The sequence below is a fragment of the Streptomyces sp. NPDC002130 genome (assembly GCF_040296465.1).
Taxonomy (GTDB): Bacteria; Actinomycetota; Actinomycetes; order Streptomycetales; family Streptomycetaceae; genus Streptomyces.
On sequence record NZ_JBEOXI010000408.1, the window covers coordinates 1 to 4,626 of the forward strand.

Sequence of the window (4,626 nt, forward strand, 5' to 3'; positions counted from 1 at the left end):
GCACGGCGTCCGACGGCGTAGGACGCGGCGCTCAGGGCGGTCAGGCCCGCTCCGACGCCCGCGGCCACGAGCTTGCGGTGGGCGATGACCGTCCAGGCCGTCTTCGCCGTGGTGGCGACGTGGCCGGAGGCCGTGACGACCGCCTGGCGGCCCGCCTCGACGCCCTTGGCCGCGGTCTGGGCGGCCGTCTTGGCCGTCTCCGCGGAGCGCTCCGCGCCCGACTTGGCCGCTGACGCCGCCTCACCGGCCTTGTCCGCGGCACCCTTCGCCGCCTGGGAGGCCGGCGCGGTGGCCTTGTCCGCCGTGCGGCGGGCCTTGGACTCGGCGGTCCCTGCCGTGCTCGCCTTCTGATTCGTGCGCTTGTTCTCTTCAGTCATGGACACCGACTTGCCTCTGACTCCGGCGGCAAACACATTCGGTCGCGCACCGACCGGGCGGTGGTGTGCCTGAGCACCGCGCCGGAGGGGTAGGCGCACTACAGACAAGCGACATCACCACTGGAAGGAATCTGTGTCATGGCCGGAATGCTGAATCGCCTCAAGGAGTTCGCCAAGAGCCCGCAGGGACGGCGGGCCGCGGAGCAGGCACGACGGGCAGCGGCCGACCCCCGCAAGCGGGCCCAGGCCCAGCGCCTCCTCGGCAAGCTCAGGGGCCGCGGCCACTGACCGGGGCGCCTGTCGCTCCCGGTATCCAACTCCTCGGCCACACAGGTGTGTTCATGCCCGGCTTGGGCACTTGGGTCGCACCACACACCTGAGAGGGGCTGGTTCGATGGGCAGGGCAGGTAACGGCAGGCGGGTCTGCGCCTTAAGCGTCGCCGGAGTCCTGGCAGGGACGGTGCTGGTCGGCTGCGGCGACGACGGCGACGCACGGGGTTCGTCGGCGAAGACCAGCGCCGGCGCCCAGGAGCAGGGCACACAGGCGGTGCGGTCGGCCTACGACAGGACGGCCGAGGAGGACACCGCCAAGGTGAAGCTGAAGGTGCGGACCTCCGCCCAGGGCACCTCACAGACCGCCGACGGGCAGGGCGCGGTGGACCTGGACGACGGCGACAGCGTCATGACGCTCTCGGTACAGGGTCGGCAGATCGAGCAGCGCGTGATCGACCAGGTCCTCTACCAGAAGATGCCCAAGGGGCAGGCGCCCGGCGGCAAGCCCTGGATCAAGATCGATCTGGGGAAGGTCGCCGCACAGCAGGGCGCGGGCGACCAGTCCATGAGTGACCCGGCGCAGTCCGCCGCGTACGCCAAAGCGATCACCGACAAGGACGTGACCAAGAAGGGCACGGCCACGATCGACGGCGTGAAGACCACGCATTACCGCGTCAGCGTCGACGTCGCCGAGTTGCCCAACGGCGACACCCTGCGCAAGCAGGTCGGTCCGACCCTGCCGATGGACGTGTGGCTGGACGACGAGGGCCGGATGCGCCGTCAGCAGATCGACATGACCGTCAAGACCCAGGAGGCGACGCAGCGGTCGTCCTCCGGCGCCTCGTCCGCACCCGAGAAGGTCACGGTGCGCACGGTCATGGACTTCACCGACTTCGGTACCGAGGTGGAGGCGGACGAGCCTCCGGCCGGGCAGGTCACCGACATGACCGGCAAGGCCCTGGAGCAGGGCAAGCAGCAGAGCTGACCCGAGCTCACCTCGCCGCGCGGCCGCGGAGACGTCGTACGAGGTCGTCCGCGGCCTCCGGCCACTCGGGATGCCGGAAGTCGAAGCCCGCTTCGAGCAGGCGGCCGGGGACGACCCGGCGGCTCTTCAGCAGGAGTTCGGTGTCCGAGCGCAGGACGAACGCGCCGATCTCCGCCATCCAGCGTGTCGCGGGCAGGCCCACCGGGATGCCCCACGCGTCGCGCAGAGCGCGCATGAAAGCGCGCTGCGGCAGGGGCCCGGGGGCGGCGAGGTTCACCGGCCCCTCGATGTCGTCCCGCGCGACGAGGAACTCGACCGCCCGGGCGAAGTCCCGGTCGTGGATCCAGGACACGTACTGGGCGCCGCCGCCGACCGGGCCGCCGAGGCCGAGCCGGGCCAGTCGCAGCAGGACGTCGAAGACCCCTCCGCGGTCCGGGCTCATCACCATGGCGGCGCGCAGGGCCACCTTCCGGGTGTGCGGGGTGTCGGCCTTCTCCTGCTCCCGCTCCCAGTTCCCGGCGATGTCGACGCTGTAGCCCCAGTAGCCGGGGACGCCGGGTTCGCCGCCGCCGATCACGCCCGTGGCCTCGTCGTTGGCCGCGTCGAAGCGGTGGGCGTAGACGGTCGCGGTGCTCATCTGCAGCCACACCCGTGGCGGTCGGTCCGCCGCTGCGATGGCCTCGCCCACGGCCCGGGCGGAGTGGACCCGGGAGTCCATCATCTGTTGAAGATTGGCGGGGGTGTAACGGCAGTTCACGCTCCGGCCGGCCAGGTTGACCACGACATCGCTGCCGTCGACCTCCGATGCCCAGGGCCCGGGGGTGGCCCCGTCCCAGTGCACTTCGCCCGGCCCCGCGGGCTGCCTGCTGAGCACCACGACGTCATGTCCCGCCGCGCTCAGCGCGCGCTTCAGGAGCGTGCCGACCTGTCCGGTGCCGCCGGGTATCACGAATTTCATGAAGGCCTCCCCCTCATCGTCCGGAAGCGACCCTAGCCCATATTTGAACGCGTTCAAAAGAATGCGGAGGCGGAGGGGTTCGACCTGCGCGGTTGTGCCATCGGGCAAGATGGGGCCCATGAGCGTAGTCAAGATCAACGTGCTGACCGTGCCCGCCGAGCAGCGGGAGACGCTGGAGAAGCGGTTCGCCTCCCGGGCGCACGCCGTGGAGAACTCCGACGGGTTCGAGTGGTTCGAGCTGCTCCGCCCCGTGGAGGGCACCGACACCTACCTCGTCTACACCCGGTGGCGTGACGAGGAGTCGTTCCAGGCCTGGATGGAGGGGCCGATGAAGAGCGCGCACCAGGGCGGCGGCGAGGGCGGCGACCGGCCGAAGCCCGCGGCGAGCGGCTCGACGCTGTGGTCCTTCGAGGTGGTGCAGCAGGCCGGGCCCAAGGAGGCGTGACCGACGGCGTGACGCAGGAGGTCCCCCGTGCCGCGTGGCATGGGGGACCTCCTGCGTGAGTGCCGTGCCGGCGCTCAGGTGCGCCGGGAGCGCGTGGGGACGGCGGTGCGCCCCACCGCGGCCGCCAGCTTCCGCAGCCGGCGCCAGTCGAGGCGCGGGGGCGCCTCGGGCACTCCCGGACGGTCGCGAGGTACGCGGACGCGCAGGGCGCGGCGTGCGATGCGGCAGTGGACGGGGGCGGGCATGGTGAGCGCCTCGCCGTCGAGGCCGACCTCCAACTCCGCCTGGTCGGCCTCGACGACGACGCGCTGGGCGGTGAGCACGGTGAGCCCCTCCGGGCGTGGGGACAGCAGGAGTTCGGCCGCTTCCACGGCGCTGTCCACACGGACGGCGAGCACCCCCAGCCGCCCGGAGTTGAGCCGCTCGCGTCGGCCGAAGCCGAAGGGGTCGTCCATGCGGTAGGCGTTGTTGCTGACCAGGACCGCCTGCGGGTCGGCGACGATGGTGCCGTCGGCGGTGGCCGTCAGACGCGGCCCGCTCTGCCGGGTGAGCAGGTCGGGCAGGCGCTCCAGGGCCGCGCCCACCTTCCCCTCGCGGTAGCCGGGACTCTGCACCACGGCCCCGTACACGCCGAACGAGGCGTTGTTGACGAACGGGTGGTCGTCGGCGAACCCGAGGTCGACGCGGAGTTCGACACCGTCGGTGAGGGCGTCGAGGCAGGTGGCGGGGTCGTCCCGGTCCAGGCCCAGGTCCATGGCGAAGTGGTTGCGCGTGCCGGCGGCGATGACGAGGAACGGCAGTCCGTGTTCCGCGGCGACGGCGGCGACCAGGGCCTGGGTGCCGTCGCCGCCCGCGACGCCCAGGAGGTCGGCTCCGTCGGCCACGGCGGCTTTGGCCAGGGCGGTGACGTCCTGGTGCTGGTCCGGGTCGAGCAGCACGACCTGGGCACCCAACGCCTCGGCCTTCGCCTGCAGGTTGAACTTCTCGACCTTGCCGCCGCCCGAGCGCGGGTTGAGCAACAGGAAGGGGCGCAATGGCGGCGGTGTGCGGTACTCCTTGACCCGTACGGTCCGCAGCCCTGTGCTGCGCAGGGCGTAGCGGCCGCTCCAGACCGCCCCGCACCACAGGAGCAGGGACAGGAAGACCACCCAGAGCAGATTCGCGGCGGCGAAAAGCGTGATGAGGCCGACGGGCGCGACGACGGCCAGCGCGGCCGACGCGATCCGGACCACTCCTCGCCGGGACAGGACCCACCAGAGCGCGGCCGCGGTCACGGCGAGTCCCGCGAGGCCCGCCACGAGCAGCAGCAGCCCTCGCAGGCCGCCGGAGACGAGTGGCAGCAGGGCCGCCAGCGCGGCCGCGGCCAGGGCGCCCCGGGCGGCCCATCTCTGCCGGCGGTGAAACCGCTCGTCCATCGCCGATCCCATCTCGTCCCTCCGCTCGAAGGCCGGCGCGGGCGGCCCCTGGAGACCGCGCCCCGCCGTGACCATGGTGCCGCCGACGCCGCCGAGTGCTACCGCGACCTCAAGGCGCCCCGCCAGGTCCGCCGCTTCACCGAGCAGGCCCTGTCGCAGCCCACGGAGGAGTT

6 protein-coding genes are annotated in these 4,626 nt (G+C 72.3%); 3 read left to right on the forward strand and 3 right to left on the reverse strand.

Features of this window, described 5'->3' with window-relative positions; all coding sequences use genetic code 11:
• On the reverse strand, positions 1-377 hold a 377-nt coding region (locus tag ABT116_RS39730; RefSeq protein WP_351644720.1), incomplete at its 3' end, for a hypothetical protein.
• Positions 378-515: 138 nt separating this feature from the next.
• Between ABT116_RS39730 and ABT116_RS39735 the strand changes: the two genes are divergently transcribed.
• Together ABT116_RS39735 and ABT116_RS39740 are read left to right on the forward strand one after the other, a co-directional pair.
• Positions 516-665, forward strand: coding sequence for a hypothetical protein (locus tag ABT116_RS39735; protein WP_351644724.1), 150 nt, complete (start codon positions 516-518; stop codon positions 663-665).
• Positions 666-771: 106 nt separating this feature from the next.
• Positions 772-1,635 (forward strand): SCO4651 family lipoprotein, encoded by an 864-nt coding sequence (locus ABT116_RS39740; protein ID WP_351644729.1) that lies wholly within the window; start codon positions 772-774, stop codon positions 1,633-1,635.
• 7 nt (positions 1,636-1,642) lie between these two features.
• On the opposite strand, the gene ABT116_RS39745 is transcribed toward ABT116_RS39740, so the two are convergent.
• On the reverse strand, positions 1,643-2,593 hold the full coding sequence (locus ABT116_RS39745; protein WP_351644735.1) for a TIGR01777 family oxidoreductase: 951 nt from the start codon (positions 2,591-2,593) through the stop codon (positions 1,643-1,645).
• Positions 2,594-2,711: 118 nt separating this feature from the next.
• Here ABT116_RS39745 and ABT116_RS39750 point away from each other — a divergent pair, with 118 nt between their 5' ends.
• Complete coding sequence (locus ABT116_RS39750; RefSeq protein WP_351644741.1) at positions 2,712-3,038, forward strand: antibiotic biosynthesis monooxygenase family protein; 327 nt, start codon at positions 2,712-2,714, stop codon at positions 3,036-3,038.
• Positions 3,039-3,112: 74 nt separating this feature from the next.
• On the opposite strand, the gene ABT116_RS39755 is transcribed toward ABT116_RS39750, so the two are convergent.
• Positions 3,113-4,465, reverse strand: coding sequence for a diacylglycerol/lipid kinase family protein (locus ABT116_RS39755; RefSeq protein WP_351644747.1), 1,353 nt, complete (start codon positions 4,463-4,465; stop codon positions 3,113-3,115).
• Positions 4,466-4,626 lie beyond the last annotated feature (161 nt).